This window comes from Bacillus cereus group sp. MYBK216-1 (assembly GCF_051916495.1).
Lineage (GTDB): Bacteria > Bacillota > Bacilli > Bacillales > Bacillaceae_G > Bacillus_A > Bacillus_A thuringiensis_K.
Genome location: NZ_JBQAGT010000001.1, coordinates 263,178 through 282,139, shown reverse-complemented (window position 1 = coordinate 282,139; position 18,962 = coordinate 263,178). Strand labels below are relative to the sequence as shown.

Genomic DNA, 18,962 nt, shown 5'->3' with positions numbered 1-18,962 from the left:
ATGAAAAACGAACCCCCTAATACAATAGGGGGATTTCTAGTTTGGCCTTACGAAAACTGATATAATATATATTACGTTTTCATTCTTTACGATTGAAAACTTTTAATAATCTTGAAGGTAGGAATTTTTGATGAAATCGAAAGCAAAATTTAGTATTCGTTACAAAATTATGGCTGGTTATTTAGTTATCATTTTGTTCTTACTTATTTCTTTCATTATGCTAAACAATGAGATTTCCAGTTTACAAAAATCTCGTAATTTTATTATTAAGCACGATTTTAAAGTTCTTAATTTAACGAATCAAGTGGAGAAAGATTTACTCACAATTGAAAATAAAACGAAAGGATTTATCACTTCTAATGATGCAAATTACGTTCAATCCCTTAACGCTGCGGAAAAGGATTACGAAAAACATTATCAAGATCTTTTCTCATTATTAGAGGATAACCCATCTCAGCAAGAAAAATTAAAACAGATTAACGAAAACATTACTAGTTGGATTAATAAAGAGATTCACCCACTCATTACAAATAATAATAGTAATAATGTACAAACAATCGACACGACTCAAATTCAGTCCTTACAGTCACAGGTAACTAACTTCCGTAGCACTGAGGAGCAATTAACGAAAAAAAGAGCAGCACAATTAGATACTGAAAATAATAAATTAGAGATTTGGTTATACAGTTTATTGTTCTTACTTTCTTGTATTTCTATTATCATTTCACTCTATATTTCGAATTCCATTACAAAAACGATTAAAAATGTAATTCAAGCTATTAAATCCATTTCTTCTAAAGAAAAAATTACGGAAAGAATTCATGTAAACACACGTGATGAAATAAAAGATCTAGCTCACACAACGAACCACTTACTAGACGAAATATCGAAAAGAGAGTGGTTGCAAACCGAGCTTGCAGAATTAATTTTAATGTATCAAGGTGTATCTTCTATTGAGATGTTAGGTAACAAAATTCTTAGTGGGGTTATACAAAAAACGCAAACTTCTTGCGGTGCATTTTATGTTCGTGAAGAAATTGAAGACACTGTCTACTATGTGAAGAAAGCTTCTTTCGCTGGTCAAGGTCCTGATGTTGGAAAACAGTCTATTAAAATGGGTGAAGGTTTCATTGGACAGTCTGCTTTAGAAAAGAAAAGTTTTATTCTCAGGGATATACCTGAAGAATTCCGTTACGTTACTACTGGATTATTAGAAATACGCCCTAAAAACCTACTAGTCATCCCTATCTTATTTGAGGATGAAGTAATTGCAGTAATGGAGTTAGTAAGTGTAACTGAGATTTCAGACTTGCATCAAGATTTAATTCAACAAACTGTTGATAATTTAGGTTTGACAATCCATAGTATTATGGGACGTATGCGAATTCAAACTCTTTTACATGAATCACAAGCAATGACAGAAGAGCTGCAAGTTCAATCAGAAGAATTACAAACGCAAGCTGAAGAACTACAAATGCAAGCCGAAGAATTACGAACAACGAATGAACAACTAGAGTCTAGAACGGAAGAGGCGGAGCAAAAGACAGCTGACTTACAAATTACTAAATCAGAATTAGAAGAAAAAGCAAGTGAGTTATTACGTAGCTCAAAATACAAATCTGAATTTCTAGCAAATATGTCACATGAATTACGCACACCGTTAAATAGTATTTTACTATTATCTGAAATGTTAAAAGAAAATCATGATAATCATTTATCCGACGATGAAATTGAATTAGCAACCGTCATTCATTCATCAGGGAAAGATTTACTTACTTTAATTAATGACATACTAGATTTATCGAAAGTAGAAGCTGGGAAACTAGATGTAATTTTTGAAGCAACAAATATAAATGACATGGCAGCAAGTATGCATCAAAACTTTTTACATATAGCTGCACAAAAAAATGTCGAATTTACGATTGAAGATAGTGATACAATTCCTGATTTATTTTATACAGATGCAAAACGGATTGAACAAATTATTAAAAACTTATTATCCAATGCATTTAAATTCACGGAAACAGGATCCGTTTCTTTACATTTCGATTCAATAGAAACAACTAATTTAAGTCCTGATATGCAATCTATCAGTAATGATTGGATGAAAATTTCGGTAAAAGATACTGGTATCGGTATCGCTAAAGAACAGCATCAACTTATTTTTGAAGCCTTTCAACAGGCAGATGGCGCAACGATTCGGAAATATGGTGGTACAGGCTTAGGATTATCTATTTGTAAAGAATTTGCTAGATTGTTAGGTGGTTGGATTACGTTAGAGAGTCATGTAGGAGAAGGCAGTACTTTCACTGTATATATTCCTAACCTTCCAAATGGATTACATGATATACAGTTATCCAATTTAGAAGTTGCAGCAACGATAGAAGATGTTATTCCTGCTGAAGTTGCGGAAGAGACTATCGTGACTCCAGAAACAAATAACGTCTTCCAAGAGAAAACTATTTTAATTGTCGATGATGATCACCGAAATATATTTGCATTACAAAATGCATTAAAAAAACAACATGCCAACATTATTACTGCACAAAATGGTATAGAGTGTTTAGACATACTAAAAAACAATACAAATATTGACCTTATTTTAATGGATATTATGATGCCGAATATGGACGGTTATGAAACGATGGAACATATCCGAATGAACTTAGGGTTACATGAAATACCTATTATCGCATTAACTGCGAAAGCAATGCCAAATGATAAAGAGAAATGTTTATCTGCTGGTGCTTCAGATTATATAAGTAAACCATTAAATTTACATCAACTTTATTCGGTAATGAGTGTATGGTTAATAAAATAAGTGAGGTTTAGTTTAAGTGGAAAATAAGTATTATAATTTTGATCCATCTGTAGATATGGATAAGCGTACGAACTTAGAAATTGAATTACTATTAGAAGCGGTATTTAAACTATCTGGCTTCGATTTCCGCCAATATGCTCGTACATCTATTTATAGAAGAATTTGTAATCGAATGCAGATCTCTAATATCCCAACCATTTCAAAGTTAATTGAAAAAGTAATTCATGAGGAAGGGTTTTTAGAACAGTTATTAAATGATTTCTCCATTAATGTAACTGAAATGTTCCGTAACCCTAACTTTTTTAAAGCGCTAAGAGAGCATGTCATTCCTGAATTAAAAAAGTATCCTGAAATTAGAATTTGGCACGCTGGATGCGCAACTGGTGAAGAAGTATTATCCATGTCCATCTTACTTCACGAAGAAGGATTAAGTGAAAAAGCTGTTATTTATGCAACAGATATGAATACAAATGTGTTAGAAAAAGCAAAACAAGCTATCCTTCCGTTAAATAAAATGCAAACTTATACGAAAAATTATTTACAAGCTGGCGGTACACAAGCATTTTCTAACTATTATTCAACAGATAATCGCTTTGCTTATTTTAATCCGTCACTTTTACAAAACATTATTTTTGCGCAGCATAATTTAGTAACTGATCAATCTTTTAACGAATTTCATATTATACTTTGCCGTAACGTTTTAATTTACTTTACGAGTAAACTTCAAAACCAAGTACAACAACTATTTTATGAAAGCTTAGGTCACAATGGATTCCTATGTTTAGGAAATAAAGAAACTCTACGTTTTTCCGATATAATGCCGCATTATATCCAATTTAATCCGAACGAACAAATCTATCAAAAAATACAATAAAAGCGTATGAAATCCTCTGTTTGGATTTCATACGCTTTTTATTTCGCATTCGTTTGTATCATAATTAGACACATATCATCTGATTGCGCTTTCTTTTGTTCTTCCTTGTAAAACCCTTCTATCTCTTCTTCTAAATCTCCCCATTTTCTTTCTGTAAAAGTACGTAATTTCTCTTCAGCCTCAAATTCATCATTTGCAATTGCTTCAAGAACACCATCTGTAAACAATAATATTTGAGCGTTCTTCTCAAAAGGTATAACTGTCTTTTTAACTTTTATTTCATCAAAAAATCCTACCGCACAACTCCCGCGATCTAGTTCAACTACATTTGTTTCATCAACTAAAACATATCCAGAAGGATGCCCTGCATTTACATATTCAACTGTTCTATCTTCTGTATTAACAACTAAGTATATAGCCGTAAAATAATAGGGAATATTATCATTTTCATTATGTAAAAGAGTCATATATTTATTTAATTCTTTAATAACGAGTTCTGGATCAATTAAACATTTAATTGTTTCACGTAATACAGACGAAATAAACATACAAACTAATGCAGCAGATACACCATGTCCCATCACATCTAATAATATAATACCGTAGCGATTTTCATCGATTTTATACCAATAATACATATCTCCAGCTAGTTTAAATGAAGGTAAGTAACTTGCTTCAATTTTTATATGATCTTCTCTTAATGGGCTACTTAATAAGTTTCTTTGTACTTGCGTAGCTAAATCTAATTCATTCCGAAGATTTTCTTCTTGTTCTTTATGCCAATTTAATTCCGATTTCAAGCGTAACGCTACACGCATACGTGCTAATAGTTCAACTTTATTTATAGGTTTGGTAATATAATCCATTGCCCCCATATCAAGAGCTTCGGCCAATTTATTTGCATCCTCTAAAGCTGTAACAAAAATAATAGGAATATCTTTAAACTTCTCCTCTTTTTGTAATCGCCTACAAACTTCAAGTCCATCAATTTCAGGCATCATAATATCTAATAGTATTAAATCAATTTCATTATGCCTGGAAGAATCTTTTCCAAACTGTATGTATTCGAAGAGCTCTTGTGCAGAATTGAGCGATACAAGATCATGATATCCGGCTTGTTTTAAAATCTTCTCAATTACAAATATGTTAACCGGATTATCATCAACAATTAAAATGGACACAAGTTATTTCCCCTTTTCTTATTTAAAATGTAAATCTATTATCATTTTCTATTTTTCTAGTATTACATACTCAGTTACAAAATGAAAATTTCCTACTCATATATATTTTTTATACAACAAAAGAACAAACCCCTAGAAATAGGAATTTGTTCTTTCACTCTATAAATTTCTACTTTTAATTTAACACCATTGCTTTATCATTTAAAAGACGATCTAATTCTTCCATATGATTTGTTTCATCTGCAATCATATCTTCTAGCTTTACAACTAATTCTGTCATATTTAATTTCGCTGCCTGTTCTTTTCTCGTTTCATAACGCTTAATTGTTTCATATTCTGATTGTCTAGCGGATTCTAACATTTCTCTAACATCTTCTACTTGTTTCACTGGTAAAGGGATCGTAGTAGGTGTACCACCTAACGTCTTAATTTTCTCTGCTAAATATAGGGCATGTCCTTGTTCATCACTAATTTCAGATTCAAAGAAAGGTTTTAACACTTGTCTATATATACCAGAAACTGTAGCTGCATTATGGTTATACATAATAATTGCTGAGTATTCTCCTGCTAAATCTTCATTCAATCCTTCGATTAGTTCTTTCACATCGTGTGACATTTTTATATCTCCTCCTATACTTAATAACTACCCCTTTTCTCATGTTTTAAACATAATGATTTTAAATTTTTATGTATCTAAAAATGCTGCTTGCTTCAATTTACTTATCGCTTGTCTTTTAATACGAGAAACGTGCATTTGTGAAATACCTAACCGTTCCCCTGTATCTTTTTGATTTAAATTTTCTCCAAATATATAATGAATAACACTCTTTTCTGTCTCATTTAATACGTTAAAAATATCCTTTAAAACGAGACGCCTTTCTGTCTCTTCATATCCTTGCTCTACTTCACCTACAGATTCAATCCTCGCTACCGAACTGCCATCAGATGAATTTTCAACTACATCATCTAAGGAAGATACGCGATAATTATTTTTCGCATCCATAATTTCTAGCACTTCCTCTTCGGATAGTCCTAAATGATCTGCAATCTCTATAATCTTGGGTGAACGCTGCAAACGATCTGTTAGCTCCTCTATCGCAAGTTTAATCTTCCCGCCTAAATCTTTAATTCGCCTTGGAACGTGAATACCCCAAGTTTTATCACGTAAATATTTCTTTATTTCGCCTACTATTGTAGGTATTGCAAACGGCTCAAAAGCATTCCCTATCGAATAATCATACCTTCTTATTGCACCTAAGAGCCCTAACATTCCTACTTGTATAATATCTTCATGCATCGGCCCACCTTTTGAATAGCGATATGCAATGGAATATACGAGATTTTTATAGTGATTAACCAATCTTTCCTGTGCTTCATCACATTGGTTTTGTTGGAAGTCTGCAATTAGTTTAATAACGTCTTCTTTAGTAAGATTTGTAGGTTGAGATTGGATTTCCATCATTCTCCACCTGCTCTCTTTGTATATATTTTGTCATTAAAACTGTCATGCCCTCATCATGCATAATTTGTATATCATCCATTAACGTATTGATTAAATATAAACCTAAACCATTTTCTGGCAAATACTCTACTGGTTTATTAATATCATACGGACCAACTTTACTTTTTAAGCTATTAAAATCAAAGCTAACTCCATTATCCGCGGCCATAATTTCTAATCGATCTTCATATAGGCCAAAGACAATTGTAATTTCTCCAACGTCTTCTTTATATGCATGTTGTACAATGTTTGTACATGCTTCACTAATAGCAATTTTCATATCTTCTATATCGTCATAAGCAAAACCCATTCGATTCGCAACACCAGCCATTGTTAAACGAATAATAGCCACATATTCTGCTTTTGCAGGAATTTTCATTTCTATCTTTTCAAATCTCTCCATCATCCCTAGTCACCTTCTTTCTACTTTTTCAAAATCCGAATTCAAATTTAATATTTCTGTTAGCCCTGTAATATCAAATAATCTTTTTAGCCTTTTAGACACACCAGTAAACTCTAGCTTCCCATCATTTCTCTTAACTGCTTTTAATAAAGCTATAAAAACTCCTAAGCCTGTACTATCCATATAATCTACGTTATGAAAATCTACTACAATATGAACCTCTTTTTCACTTGCAATAGGCATGATCTTATTTTTCAAATCTGATGCTGTATATGCATCAATTTCACCATTAAGTTGTACCGTATAACCTACATCATTTTGCAAAATATTTATTTCCAAATTCATCATTTCCGCCCCCTTATCTCAAACTACTACTATTTAATTACCCTTAAAAATTAGTTTTAAACATATTTTTTCATTTTAATTATAAATAAATTTTCTACACCTTTCTCAGCTTAATACTAAAAAAATACTACCAAATGTTTAAACTTTATAAATTTGTGTATGTATAATGTATAAACATTATTTTTAGGGGGATCTATCTATGGAAGAGCACAACTTTAAAAAGGGAGATTTCGTTCAATTTTCTTATCGACACGATCATGCTACAAAATTAGTTGGTTCCATTATTAACATACTAACGAATACAATTGTAGTTGATATAGGTAATAACGAGGACTTATCTCATATAGAGCCACGGCAGGTCGTAAGAATAAGCAGTTGTAAAAAAGTAACGATGGCTTAATACATAATAGAAAGTGTAATTTTAATGAGTGGGGGGTTCTTCATCCTCCACTCATTTCTATGTAGATTACATTAAAAAAGCATCCAAATTAGTTTAATTGGATGCTTTTTTATGTATATTTATCAGTTTATTCACTTTATAGTTATATATAATAAACTCAAGATTACTATTCATTACCATACTTACGCTTTCCGTAGCATTCTAGAAAAGAATGTAACGATTAAAATAAAGACGATTGCACCTAATAACGCCGGAAGAATAAAGATGCCTCCCCATTCAGGACCCCAATGACCAAATAACGCACTACCTACCCAAGATCCGATTAATCCGGCAATCACGTTACCAACTATACCTAACGGAAAGTCTTTTCCTGTAATCATTCCAGCTAACGCACCAATAAGTCCACCTACAATACACGTAATAATAAGTCCCACAATTAAACCTCCTATATTCGTTTTATATTGGATTCATCAAGCTTTAGTATGTAACCAAAGCTTGATGAACATATATTATTCTTTATTATCCAATTCATCGCTTATCTTTTGTTTCACTTTTCCGACTTTTTCTTTTATCGTTCCCTTCGTTTTTTCCCACTTCCCTTCATTTTTCAACTCTCTATCTTCTGTAACTTCACCAATTCCTTCTTTTACTTGTCCTTTTTTCTTTTCAACTTTACCTGTAATTTGTTCTTTTAGTCCGTTCTCACTCATATTTACAATCTCCTTTTCGTAATAGATTTATAGATTTACAGGATACAAATTTAAATAGAATACATGCATCTTCTTTCTTGTAACCATTCACCGACTCTTTCTAAATCTTTAACGAATAACAAGATTTTTCCTTCATCCAGCTTTTCTTCATAAAAGTTAGCTTCTTCCTCATTAAGTCCTAACTCTTGCATCTTATTTCTTAACTGATCTCCCGTTTTATGAAAGACATTAATAATACTTGTCCCAAGTCCCTCCTCTTTTATTCCAATCGTGTTCACGTCTGCATTATCTGCGATTCTATCTGTCCTCTCTTTCTCATGTGTTAACACGTAAATATCTTTTTGGTCTATTCCTTTCTTCACTAGATCATTCGCCGCATTCATGACCTCTTTCTCCGTAATAAATTCATATACAAAAGGTTTACTATACTTCGTTTCCATCTTTAACTTCCTCCTTTAAAATGAATTATTTGTTATATTATATGTAGTACACCTATTTTCGAAATGTTAAACATAAAATATGAAAAAAGTTATGTGAATTTTAATTTTAATAGAAAATGAACAACATCATTTACCACTTTAAAACATCTTCTTCTTACAATAACCACCTAAAATAAAAGAAAATTGTTATAATTAAACTTAAGGAGGGATACTATGAAAAAAACCATATCTATATGCGCTCTAACCGCTCTATCTTTCACTTTAATAGGTTGTACAAGCACCTCGGCTACAGATAAAGCTTCACAAGTTAAGCAAGAACGCACTCAACATACCTTTCAATTAAACTCCGCAAATATTTCAGATATTGAAATACTAAAAACAACAAATCATACTACTTCCAAATCTCAAACAGATAACGAAGAAATGATAAAATCTATCGTTTCAGCAGTTCAAAATGGAACACCTAAAACAATCACTTTAGATCAAAAAAAGAGAGAATCTGCACATTCTACTATTACCGTTACATATAAAGATGACTCAAAAGAAGAATTTCTTGTGTGGGTTAATAATAAGGAACAAATTACAATCACTAAAGATGAGAAGAAAGATAAGGTAGAAGGTGTGATAATGAATATTAAAGATGCTAAAATGATGAAGGATTTCTTTTAATAATGTAAAAAGGATCTCCTTTAAGGGGATTCTTTCTCTCTTCATACAGCCTATCGAGTTCTGCTCCTTATCATCCAAAGCAGAAATATTAATGATATATTATGAAGACGTTTATTTACGCTTTAGTTATATACCTATTGCAGAAAAGTACAACAAGCTGGACAACCTAGATTTCAAACTGTAAGATTAGATGTTGGTGAAATCGGGCAGCAAAGCATATATAGAAAATAGGTGTTAATTTTGAAAATCAATAAAAAATTCGAACCATTAATTTTTAATATCTTTATGATTTTAGGTATATCTAGTATTATCTCTTTCGTCATGGTTTCAATGAATGTTGGATATACAGCTTTATTTCTCAAATCATGGATGAAAACATGGGGAATTGCTTTCGTACTTGCATTTTTAGCTTCTAAATTACTACCCTTTGTAGTGAAAAGGATAATGAAAATATTCACTTTTGTTGAGAATGATGCTTAAAAATAAAGTGATGTACTGCGTAGGTTCATTCCAATTAAAAGAGTTTATTATCACAAAAACTTAACTTAGTAAAATGTTTCAAATCGAAGGAAGACACCTTAAAGGTTGTCTTTTCTTTATAAGTAAAAAAAGCCCGCCTATTTCCGTAGGCAGACTTTATCTTTATTACACAATACGAAAGTATACTCTCTTTTTCACTGAAATTTCATGTAATTATACATATTCATGAAAATAGAAGAAGTAAAATATACATTGTGGGCATGTTCCATACCCATCAGGCTCAGATTTTAACATGTGCAAAAATAAAAATCCCCTAAATAGCTATATAGAGATGAAGTTGTTATTACAACATATTTTCCACTTTCAACTTAGTTATCATTAGAATGCTTTTCTACAAAATCAAGGATCCTAGCATTAACTGCGTTAGAGAACTCACCATTGATTGCGTGAGATGCATTTTCTCTTAGACCTTCTAAATTAGGTACCCACATTGGAGTAGATGCACCACGTCCAGGGAGTAAGAGTATTGGTTCCTTATGTTTGTTTTCCTCTTTAGTAAAATAATAAGCACAAATTGTGCCATATTTCTTTTCTATATCTTTCGTATCGTTAGGTTTTGGAAGAAGTGCCATTGATTCATCGTAGGCACTTTGAAAATCTTCCTTTCCTTTTTCAAATGTAAAGTGACCAATCTTATTATCATCCCTCTTCATTTACTTACTCTATTGCTTCAATTTGGGATCCTAATTGATGTATATCTTAAATCATTCGAATCTTACCTTTATATATAAAATAAGCTTCCCATTAAGCCTCCATGTGCTATGTTGTTTACAGTATTTTTATCTTTTGAAATACCTCGTATTAATGTTCCAGAATACTCATTATTAAAAATATAAGTTGCATAATTGATTTCAGTATCTAAATATGACACCTTATCATCTTCAACATACGGCATTAAAATTTTTGGGGATTCTACCCTTTCTTGAACAAGGTATTTTCTATTTGATTGAAAAATATTTGCTAGCTGTAATTCCCATGCATTTTGATTCATTCCTTTTCCTATAACAACACCATCTCCCCCATATCCTCTTAGGGGTTTAAGGACAAAGGTATCTTTTTTATTTATAAGCAAATTATGCAGTAAATAATCTTCACCTTCATAATTAACTAATTTATCTTTTTCAAGAAATCTAGACCAAGGAATACATCTATTTATAACTTGTTTTTCTTCCTCATTAAACATATATTGATATTCTAAATCGGATAAATAAGCAAAATTACCCTTATTGCTATATAAATCCGTATGAATACCATTGGTAATTATTAGATTATCTAAACGACATAATTCTAAAATTCTCTTAATCTCCCCTTTATCGCCTTTGATATCATCTAATAAAAAAAGTCGAAATAAAATATCAATTTTCTCGCCTTGAGTAAATAAGTTTCCTTCTCTAATTTCTATATTTTCTTGGTGACATATCACGGCTTTTAACCCTTCAGCTATAAATAATTGCTTCATTTCCTCATGAGCATATATATATTGCATCATGTCAGGGTACCAATCCATTATCCCAATTGTCACTTGTTTTTTATTTAGTTTATTTTTATTTATTATATCTTTAAATACTTTTACTATTTCTTTGTTTGGATCTTTAAATTTCCAATTATCAGAATCAAAAAAACCCTCTTTTAATATCATGTTGTTCAAATTGCCAATTTCAGTACCACCAACACTACTTTCAACATTAAACTCTATAATTTTATAGCCACTGTTTTCTAAAATCATATCACTTCTTGCTAACATACCATCATTATTATGAAGTGTTGTTTCTATCAACTCTCTTTCTTCTACGCTGTACCCTAATTTATCAAATAATTGAGCGTTGTCTTCCTTGGACAAACGTTGATTAAGCGATACAATTAAATCCAAAATTGTTTTACAATCTACATTTATCTTTTCTAATTCCTCTTTCTTTTGGACAATTGGAACTGAAAAAATAGGTGTTTGTGTATTAAAATAAAAAAGTCTTTTTTCTATAATCTCTGAAAAAATTTTATTATGATATTTTATAGCATTTTCTTCGTTTTCCTTGAAATATGAAGTTAAATCTTCAGCTATTTTTATCATTTTAGTACCAACCTACCTTTTGCTAAGTTAATACTATATTCAATGATTTCCTTGCATATTTCTCTCCCCTCTTCAACAGATAAAGGATACCATCCTGGACAATTGTTTACTTCAAACACATAAAATTGATTATTGTACTCAATAATATCTACTCCAGATAAGGATAGACCAATAGCATTAGAAGCTTTTAAAGCTATTTCTTTTAATAATGTATAATCTTTTACAACTTCAATATTTGCTCCCATTGCCACATTTGCTTTCCATGTTTTTTCATTAGGAATTCTTCTAAATGCATAAAATACTTCATTCCCCATTGTAGTAACTCGTATATCCCCATCAGGATGAGGAATATATTGTTGTACTAAAAGGTTTTTGTACTTTGATAATAAATTTTCTACAATAGGTAAATAACTCTCAAAATCTTCATTAATTCTTTCTACATCAGTCCCACCATAACCAAATGACGGCTTTATAACTATATTTTTATATGTCAGCCATAAATTTTTTATCTCTTCTACTGAATGAACTAGAAAAGTATCTGGAACATTCACACCACATTTAGTTAATAGTTTTTGGGTAATCATTTTACTTTCCGACATATAGTAATTATCGAAATTCTCATTTATACAATCTGTATACTCCTGAATGCTTTTCAATAATTCTAAATCCTGTTGATAGTATTCTGGCCTAATTTGCGCTCTTGATATAATAGTGTCAAATTCTTTTAAATCTACATTAAACACTGTTAATTTAAAATCATTATTTATTACAGTCATTTTGACATCCTGTAGACTAAATAATAAACTATCATAACCCAATTCCTTTGCTATTTCATCTAGTTGTTTTGATTCGTATTCTTCATGATCCCAACCCATAATTCCAATTTTCATTTGTTATCCCTCCTAATATTATTTTTTTAGCATTCCTATAATCTAAACTATTTTAATAAAATCGATGTGTTACCTCTGTAAAAGAATAAATCAATACAGACGAAGTAATTACTAATGATATAACCATTATTTTCAACAAAAGAATATTTTCACAATAATAACTTTCTATCAAACACTTACCTTTGATTATAATCTCTGAATAAAATCCTACTTGTTAAGGCTTTCGAATAGATGAAGTGCCTTATCTTCTATTTTTTTTGCATTTATATCCCCTTTACCCACAACCATATATTCAATAGTTTCAGTTCTTGCAAAATCCTCAGTTAAAATAATTACGCCCTCTTGATACTCCTTCGTTACCAATAAATTATCCTGCTGTAATAAATCCAATAATTTTGCAAGGCTTTTCCCAGCTTTAATTTTATTTCTGGTAAGGATTTTGTAATCTTTAGCGTAATTTTCCCCGTATAATTTTTGAGCTAAATAATGAATATGACTGCATCCACCATTTCTACCATTAATTTCACTAATCATTAGCTTCCCATCATCTGTTAATAATCCATCAATATTAATATTACCTTCATATCCACGTTCACGAGCAACATTTGCCAATGCAGTAGAACTTGAAATAAATTCTGCTAATGTATATGGGTCCATGTTTGAAGTAGGAATTTCAAAACCATTCCATACTGGTTCCATTCTCATATCTCCAAAATTTAACAACAAAGGTCGTAAATTTTGTCTTGAAACGGCAAGTTCTGAATAGTAAACTCCCACCGTTTCATAATATACTTCTATTACTAATGCTGTGTTGCGAAATCCTATTAGTTTACTCCATAAATAAGAAACGGTCTCTTCTATAGGTATATTTGGATCGTAATAAATTGTTTCAAAGGCACCTTTAGATTCTTTTTTATCAATGTTTTTCGTTAAAACTATATTTCCATCTCCCCCTGCATTTACATCTTGCTTTACAATTACAGAACCTGTTTTTGTTATTAGGGCTAGAATGGCCTTTTGAAGCTCATTTTTAGAATAACAATTCATCCCTTCTGCTACAGGAATATTGTGGGAAGCTGCAATTCTTCTAAACTCTACTTTACTATTTAGTACTTCAGACCCACCTTGTAATAGAAATTCAACTGTATGTGGATAAACGTTTGTATTCATATGTTGTGCAAATTGTGCAACTGCACGGTCAAAATAATATGGTAAAATCCCTATGGAATCATTACTTCCTGCTAATCCCCTTACTTTTTCATATAATCTCTCATCTGTTAATATATCAAATGTTAGTAATTTTGTTTTCTCCTCCTCAGAATCAGGTGGAGATAATATACTAATCTTGTCCGGATTAATCCTTAGAAGTTTACACATATATTCTTGAAATTCTCTTGAAATAGAATAAGGAAGTAAAAGAATATCACCCTCTTCCACAAACCAACTTAATCTATTTGCGACTATAGACGCACTTGCTAACATGTATGGAGTGTGATTTTTTGTTTCACCCACTAAGGATTCTCCATCTACGTTACCAATAATAATTTTCCGACTAGCTTTTTTTTGATGTTCTAGATTATTATCTTTTTTCATTAATATTTCCACTTATTAAACCCCCGTTTCTTTTTCCATGTTTAAGGAAATGACATTTTGTTTCGTATTTAGCCTACTAATTAACCAACAAGTAAAACATGTAATGCCACAATAAATAATCCATGGATAAATAGAATTCATTTCCATAAGCCACATTCCAATATAATTTCCGATTAGGGTTCCTCCTGCAAAAGAAATTTCAAACAATCCAAAATACCCTCCAGTATTGTTTCCTTGACTATAGTCTGCAACTGCCATATCTGAACTTGGTAAGATTAATGTTTCTCCCAATGTAAATACAACTATAATTAATACTAGCCACACTAAGGATTGAGTTAGTGGGATTAATATAAAACTAGCAGCACAAATTAACATCCCTATTTTTATTAAGTTTAGTGCTTCATGTTTTTCAAAATATTTTCGTAAGAAAAACATGAATATTAGACCCGTTATTCCATTTGCAATAAATATAAAACTAATATACTTTTCACTTTGGGTAATATTAAACACATGTATCGGGATCGATATTGTTAATTGTGCAAACATCGCCCAAAATAACATCATTGCAGAAATATATTTTAAATATGCTTTATTACCTATAATTTCTTTTATACTTTTTAATACATTAGTAGTTGTAGTCTGTGTTATGAAATGTTTATTAAACATAAATAATGTAACAAAAATACAAACTAATACTAAACCACTAATTATAAATGGTGTAGTAGCATCTATTCCGAGTAATAGGGCAGCAAATAACGGACCTAAAACAGCACCTGCATTTAATGCTTGATTTAAATAGGTAAAAATTCTTTTTCTATTTTTTGAATCTTGTGTAGCAAAAATTGATGTAACAGAAGGATCATAAAAAGCCCCTCCTATCCCAGTTAATGCAGATGCAAATACAAGCCCCCAAAAATCTGTAAATAGTCCATAGCCAATAAACCCAAATGCTCTAATCGCTATGCCAATAAACAAGGTGAGTCGATGACTAATTCTATCCCCTAATAGACCTGTTACAATAGGAAGTGCTCTACCACAAATCAGATTCGCTGAAATAATAGTACCAACTTCTATTGGCGTGAATTTAAGATTAATTGATAGATAAACTACTAAAAAAGGACTCACCATGAAAGTACCAGCATTCATTAGGAATGCTGATACAATCAAAATTTTTATATGGAGAGGAAGTTTTTCTTTATGTTCCCTCATTTGACCAATTCTTTCTGTGCTAAATTCTTTAGGAATTTTTCCTTATCAATAATAAAACGAGTATGATATCCCTCTACTACCTTATCGTGAAAATCATAACCTACAACTTTAAAAATCAGCTTTTTTCCACTTACTTCTACAAGCTCACTTTCAATATTTATAGTATGCCCCATTGGAGTAGCAGCTAAATGTTTCATCTCATGCGCATATCCTACTGTCATTTGGTTTGTGCTTAATTCGCTTTGTTCAATTGTTTTCATGCAGCTTAATTCAGTCAGCCATAATAATACTGGCGTCGCTAATACCGGTACATCATTCCTCCAATTGGTAGCAAGTTCATTTTCTGATATCTCATGGGTAAACTTACTTTTTAAACCCGCAATTAATTCCATACAACTGCCTCCCGATTTTGATATATTTTTTGCATTTGATTAAACATATTAACTCTTTGAATATCACTAGTTCCCCCTGCTATTCTAGTTCCTGCAGAATCTTGGAATAGTTTAGATATTTGACCTACCATATACCCACTATGACCATGTATTTGCATTACATGTTGTGCTGTCTGGAAAAGAGACTCAGTTCCAATATATTTAGCCATTGAACACATTAAAGACGCCTCGTCATCATTTTTTATTAATTTTTCTAAAGCAGAATAAGTAATTAATTTTGTAGTTTCTATGTTCATTTTTATATCTGTTAGCTTCTGTTGTATATATTGATGATTTGCAATTGGAGTTTTAAACGCTACCCTGTCGTTAGAATATTCCAAACTTTTAAACATCAATCCTTCCATAAATGCAGCAGCAACCAGTCCATATAAAAGTCGATCCAAAGAAATCATATTATATAAAGTTTGTAAGCCATCCCCTGGGTGACCTAATATAGATTTATTCGTGATACTCACGTTATTTAAATAAATATCACCTGTTGGACTTGTCCGATTTCCGAACATATCTTCTTTTTCACCAAAACTTAAACCTTCCAGGTCTTTTTCTAGGATAAATAAAGTAATATCTTGTTTCCCCAATTCTGGAATTCTTCCAACTAGAACAACAATATCCGCGATTGGTGCATTTGTTATATGCGATTTTTTACCATTAAGAATAATTTGGTTTGCATCATATTCACCAGCTGTACGGATTCGTGCTACATCGGATCCACCTGTTGATTCTGTAATAGCAGTTGCACCAATCTTACCGTTCATCAACTCATTTAAATAATAATGTTTTTGTTCTTCTGTTCCATGTAAAAGAAGAACTCGTAAGCAACCAATATGAGCAATTATAGATAATAAAAACCCTAAATCTGTAGAGCGTGATGCTAACCCTTCAAGGGCTGCCGAAAATTCCCACCAAGACATTCCTAATCCTCCATACTCTTCTGGTACGGGAATTTTCCAGATTCCTTCTTTAGTAATTTGATTCCATGTTTCAAAATCAAACGATCTGTTCTGATAACATTCTGCTGCGTTTTCATTTAATGTTGTGCTAAACTGGGTATATTTTGTCTTCATTGCTTGCTGAACACTATTCCAATTAAATTCCATTAAAATTCCTCTTCTCTATTTATAATTTATTATTTTAAAATACAGAATATTAATTCCGTATCATACTATAATTCTTTTTTTATGCTAAATAAAACATTATGTTAATCATAATAATGTTCAGTACCTAAATGTAAATCTACTACTGCAGCAAGTGACTGTAGTTGCGGACTAGCTTCTGAACGGTGGACAATTCCACTATCGTAAAAAGTCTTGTAAAGTCCAGTTTGGAACGAAATGATGGGAATGTTCATATTCATACAGTTATAAATTTCTATATAGTAATTTATAACTGTATCGGACTCAATAACAACAATATATTCATTGTTTTTTTCAAATTCTATAATGGCATATTTGTTACCCCTTATCCGTACATACTCTTCTATACGTTCCCCAATTGAATAAACCATCTCCTGTAACATTTTTTCCCTCCAATGCTTTTAATTTTAGTGAAACCACACATTAATTACTTTAACTATTAAATTCCACAAAATTTTCCTCTTATACATGTGTACCTGGATAAATAATTCAATGAAATACAGGATAAGTGAATCATCTGTAGTCCCATTATGTACCGAGATTATTAGTAAGAATTTAATGTTTTTCTCTAAAATAATACAATGTATGATTTCAAATACATCATATAATTATTTCAAAATAACTTTTAAAAAACTAACTATCCACTATTATAGTTAAAAAAAGATATTGATAGCCTAGTTAATTAGGTTAACGACATCCCAATCACTATCTAGTTTTCAATTTAGCCTTTTGGGTTTGCTATATTAAAATTTTTACCACAAATGTAAATTTATTTAAACAAGTTTTTTTAGGATACTATCGTTTTTCAAAAATTTTCTGAATATAAAGAAAAATATTAGAATCCTATCATATATCATGTTCTGTATCTAAAAAACTACTTTAATTTTAGTATTAGCATAGAGGTATTATTAAGAAATTTTTAAAAATAAAGTTCTCAAATTAAAAAATTGTGTACATATTTCATAAATTTTTCTCAATATTAAAAACGAAGTGATTTCCATATAATGAAAAATGTATATTTACGAATATATATATTTCGAATTAAATAAAGTTTATTGACTAACAAGATAAAGATAAAAAAGAATGCCCATATATCTATCAATGGACATTCTTACAAATTAAATACTCATAATTGAATTTTATTTTTTTTACGGTGCCGCTGAACTTTTGCAATGGTGCCACATGATCTACCTTTAGGTTCAGATGCATACATTCCACACCAACGTTTACTTGCATTGCGAGAATTATCATAAAAAACCCAACGACAGTCTGGACAGGCTTTAAGCCGTTTCCACTGATTTTTTGCAATACTTTCGATGATAATTATCAATATCTCACTAAAAAAGTCTTGTTTATTTTTAGGATTATATTGAATATTTTCAGGATTAACAATAGATATTTCTATAGGGTACTGAGTTAACCATTTATTTAAACTATTAGTTGTATTTAACTCTATTGATATTCGTAAATCCTTACGAAATTGATGCAGTATCTCTAAATCTCTAGAAAAATGAATATCTCCAAAATACTTAAAAATAAAATCCTCTACATCTTTTTTGGTATTCAAACGATCAGTTGGTTTACGAGTATCATTGGGAATTTCCCAAGTATTTAAGAAATCACGAATGATCTCTAATCTTCCTGGAGCTATTTGATTATTAATCAATACCACTCACCTCATAATTTTTAGGATTGACTTTATTATACAACTGTTGATAACATAATAAAAGATA

General features: G+C 30.9%; 21 protein-coding genes and 1 pseudogene. 5 read left to right on the top strand and 17 right to left on the bottom strand.

Features of this window, described 5'->3' with window-relative positions; all coding sequences use genetic code 11:
* Positions 1 to 130 precede the first annotated feature (130 nt).
* Positions 131 to 2,821 (top strand): ATP-binding protein, encoded by a 2,691-nt coding sequence (locus ACTFRH_RS01575; RefSeq protein WP_440048796.1) that lies wholly within the window; start codon positions 131 to 133, stop codon positions 2,819 to 2,821.
* A 16-nt stretch (positions 2,822 to 2,837) separates the two neighbouring features.
* Positions 2,838 to 3,695 (top strand): CheR family methyltransferase, encoded by an 858-nt coding sequence (locus tag ACTFRH_RS01570; RefSeq protein ID WP_000429029.1) that lies wholly within the window; start codon positions 2,838 to 2,840, stop codon positions 3,693 to 3,695.
* 38 nt (positions 3,696 to 3,733) lie between these two features.
* Here ACTFRH_RS01570 and ACTFRH_RS01565 read toward each other — a convergent pair whose 3' ends face one another.
* From ACTFRH_RS01565 to rsbV, 5 genes are all read right to left on the bottom strand, one after another.
* Positions 3,734 to 4,876, bottom strand: coding sequence for a fused response regulator/phosphatase (locus ACTFRH_RS01565; protein WP_000025515.1), 1,143 nt, complete (start codon positions 4,874 to 4,876; stop codon positions 3,734 to 3,736).
* Between the two features lie 175 nt (positions 4,877 to 5,051).
* Entirely contained in the window at positions 5,052 to 5,492 is a 441-nt protein-coding gene (locus ACTFRH_RS01560) for a ferritin-like domain-containing protein (protein ID WP_000017755.1), read from the bottom strand.
* Positions 5,493 to 5,561: 69 nt separating this feature from the next.
* Positions 5,562 to 6,338 carry an RNA polymerase sigma factor SigB gene (gene sigB / locus ACTFRH_RS01555; protein WP_016117354.1) on the bottom strand — a complete coding sequence of 259 codons (777 nt, stop codon included), beginning with the start codon at positions 6,336 to 6,338 and terminating at the stop codon, positions 5,562 to 5,564.
* Positions 6,301 to 6,783, bottom strand: a complete 483-nt coding sequence (rsbW, locus tag ACTFRH_RS01550; protein WP_002163876.1) for an anti-sigma B factor RsbW — start codon at positions 6,781 to 6,783, stop codon at positions 6,301 to 6,303. Before rsbW ends, sigB begins: the two co-directional genes overlap by 38 nt.
* A gap of 6 nt (positions 6,784 to 6,789) precedes the next feature.
* A complete protein-coding gene (gene rsbV, locus ACTFRH_RS01545; RefSeq protein WP_003300267.1) occupies positions 6,790 to 7,128 on the bottom strand; it encodes an anti sigma b factor antagonist RsbV in 339 nt (112 codons plus the stop codon).
* Between the two features lie 196 nt (positions 7,129 to 7,324).
* Here rsbV and ACTFRH_RS01540 point away from each other — a divergent pair, with 196 nt between their 5' ends.
* Positions 7,325 to 7,525 (top strand): hypothetical protein, encoded by a 201-nt coding sequence (locus ACTFRH_RS01540; RefSeq protein ID WP_000390998.1) that lies wholly within the window; start codon positions 7,325 to 7,327, stop codon positions 7,523 to 7,525.
* Between the two features lie 182 nt (positions 7,526 to 7,707).
* Here the strand turns inward: ACTFRH_RS01540 and ACTFRH_RS01535 are convergent, their stop codons facing one another.
* The 3 genes from ACTFRH_RS01535 to ACTFRH_RS01525 all read right to left on the bottom strand — a co-directional run bounded on the left by ACTFRH_RS01535 (position 7,708) and on the right by ACTFRH_RS01525 (position 8,675).
* Positions 7,708 to 7,959, bottom strand: coding sequence for a GlsB/YeaQ/YmgE family stress response membrane protein (locus ACTFRH_RS01535; RefSeq protein WP_000522902.1), 252 nt, complete (start codon positions 7,957 to 7,959; stop codon positions 7,708 to 7,710).
* Positions 7,960 to 8,034: 75 nt separating this feature from the next.
* Positions 8,035 to 8,235: a CsbD family protein gene (locus ACTFRH_RS01530; protein WP_001293464.1), complete on the bottom strand. Its 201-nt coding sequence runs from the start codon at positions 8,233 to 8,235 to the stop codon at positions 8,035 to 8,037.
* Between the two features lie 50 nt (positions 8,236 to 8,285).
* Entirely contained in the window at positions 8,286 to 8,675 is a 390-nt protein-coding gene (locus tag ACTFRH_RS01525) for a general stress protein (RefSeq protein ID WP_000448805.1), read from the bottom strand.
* A 213-nt stretch (positions 8,676 to 8,888) separates the two neighbouring features.
* Here ACTFRH_RS01525 and ACTFRH_RS01520 point away from each other — a divergent pair, with 213 nt between their 5' ends.
* Together ACTFRH_RS01520 and ACTFRH_RS01515 are read left to right on the top strand one after the other, a co-directional pair.
* A complete protein-coding gene (locus ACTFRH_RS01520; RefSeq protein WP_440048797.1) occupies positions 8,889 to 9,344 on the top strand; it encodes a hypothetical protein in 456 nt (151 codons plus the stop codon).
* 240 nt (positions 9,345 to 9,584) lie between these two features.
* On the top strand, positions 9,585 to 9,824 hold the full coding sequence (locus ACTFRH_RS01515) for a DUF2798 domain-containing protein (RefSeq protein WP_000700225.1): 240 nt from the start codon (positions 9,585 to 9,587) through the stop codon (positions 9,822 to 9,824).
* Positions 9,825 to 10,282: 458 nt separating this feature from the next.
* Here the strand turns inward: ACTFRH_RS01515 and ACTFRH_RS01510 are convergent.
* The 9 genes and pseudogenes from ACTFRH_RS01510 to ACTFRH_RS01470 form a co-directional block, all read right to left on the bottom strand.
* Positions 10,283 to 10,537 (bottom strand): annotated as a pseudogene (locus tag ACTFRH_RS01510) (carboxylesterase); the annotation flags it as partial.
* A 68-nt stretch (positions 10,538 to 10,605) separates the two neighbouring features.
* Positions 10,606 to 11,952 carry a hypothetical protein gene (locus ACTFRH_RS01505; RefSeq protein WP_000589954.1) on the bottom strand — a complete coding sequence of 449 codons (1,347 nt, stop codon included), beginning with the start codon at positions 11,950 to 11,952 and terminating at the stop codon, positions 10,606 to 10,608.
* Positions 11,949 to 12,842, bottom strand: a complete 894-nt coding sequence (locus ACTFRH_RS01500) for an ATP-grasp domain-containing protein (RefSeq protein WP_000689988.1) — start codon at positions 12,840 to 12,842, stop codon at positions 11,949 to 11,951. Before ACTFRH_RS01500 ends, ACTFRH_RS01505 begins: the two co-directional genes overlap by 4 nt.
* A 207-nt stretch (positions 12,843 to 13,049) precedes the next feature.
* The gene (locus ACTFRH_RS01495) at positions 13,050 to 14,435 is read right to left on the bottom strand and encodes a hypothetical protein (protein WP_206774322.1); all 1,386 of its coding nucleotides are present in this window, start codon (positions 14,433 to 14,435) and stop codon (positions 13,050 to 13,052) included.
* Positions 14,436 to 14,450: 15 nt separating this feature from the next.
* Positions 14,451 to 15,644 carry an MDR family MFS transporter gene (locus ACTFRH_RS01490; RefSeq protein WP_001206702.1) on the bottom strand — a complete coding sequence of 398 codons (1,194 nt, stop codon included), beginning with the start codon at positions 15,642 to 15,644 and terminating at the stop codon, positions 14,451 to 14,453.
* Positions 15,641 to 16,036 (bottom strand): thioesterase family protein, encoded by a 396-nt coding sequence (locus ACTFRH_RS01485; protein ID WP_000419007.1) that lies wholly within the window; start codon positions 16,034 to 16,036, stop codon positions 15,641 to 15,643. The genes ACTFRH_RS01490 and ACTFRH_RS01485 overlap by 4 nt, the downstream gene beginning before the upstream one ends.
* Entirely contained in the window at positions 16,027 to 17,193 is a 1,167-nt protein-coding gene (locus tag ACTFRH_RS01480; protein ID WP_000395615.1) for an acyl-CoA dehydrogenase family protein, read from the bottom strand. The genes ACTFRH_RS01485 and ACTFRH_RS01480 overlap by 10 nt, the downstream gene beginning before the upstream one ends.
* 101 nt (positions 17,194 to 17,294) lie before the next feature.
* Positions 17,295 to 17,612, bottom strand: a complete 318-nt coding sequence (locus ACTFRH_RS01475) for a hypothetical protein (protein ID WP_000938787.1) — start codon at positions 17,610 to 17,612, stop codon at positions 17,295 to 17,297.
* 743 nt (positions 17,613 to 18,355) lie between these two features.
* On the bottom strand, positions 18,356 to 18,895 hold the full coding sequence (locus tag ACTFRH_RS01470; RefSeq protein WP_000609507.1) for a CGNR zinc finger domain-containing protein: 540 nt from the start codon (positions 18,893 to 18,895) through the stop codon (positions 18,356 to 18,358).
* Positions 18,896 to 18,962: the final 67 nt, after the last annotated feature.